The sequence below is a fragment of the Streptomyces longispororuber genome, from assembly GCF_014656095.1.
Lineage (GTDB): Bacteria > Actinomycetota > Actinomycetes > Streptomycetales > Streptomycetaceae > Streptomyces > Streptomyces longispororuber.
In genome coordinates this window covers 1-626 of sequence record NZ_BNBT01000341.1, presented here as the reverse complement: position 1 = coordinate 626, position 626 = coordinate 1, and the positions used below count along the sequence as shown (strand labels likewise).

The following is a 626-nucleotide window of genomic DNA, read 5'->3' as shown; positions in this document are numbered from 1 at the left end:
GGCCTGTGGGCGGCTGAGCTGGAGTCGGTGTTCGCGCGGGTGGCGGGCCGGTTCTCGCGTGTGGATCTGCGGTGGCGGATGCGGGACTACGTGCGGGGCCTGCTGGCGCCGGTGGATCGGAAGAACGGCTGGCAGCTCGCCGAGTATGCAGGCCACCGCGGCCCTGCTGGCTTCCAGCACCTGCTCAACGGTGCGGCCTGGGACGCCGACGCGCTTCGGGACGACGTGCAGCACTACGTCGCCGGACAACTCGGCTGCTCAGGCGGCGTGTTGATCGTGGATGACACCGGCTTCATCAAGAAGGGCACGGCCTCGGCTGGTGTCCAGCGGCAGTACTCCGGCACGGCCGGCCGCACCGAGAACTGCCAGATCGGAGTCTTTGCCGCCTGCGCCTCGCCCAGGGGCCGGGCACTGGTGGACCGAGAGCTCTACCTTCCGAAGTCCTGGACCGGTGACACGGATAGGTGCCGGGCAGCGGGCATTCCGGAGAACCGCGGGTTTGCGACCAAGGGCGAGTTGGCACGGGCGATGGTCCTGCGGGGCCTGGCCTCGCCCCTGCCGATCACCTGGGTGACCGGTGACTGTGCCTACGGCCAGGAATGGCGGATGCGCCGCACCCTGGAAGA

The 626-nt window shown here is 69.6% G+C and carries 1 protein-coding gene; it reads left to right on the top strand.

Features of this window, described 5'->3' with window-relative positions; all coding sequences use genetic code 11:
- Positions 1 to 3 precede the first annotated feature (3 nt).
- Positions 4 to 626 (top strand): IS701 family transposase (locus tag IE330_RS38540; RefSeq protein ID WP_190140823.1); only part of this gene is annotated, 623 nt, incomplete at its 3' end.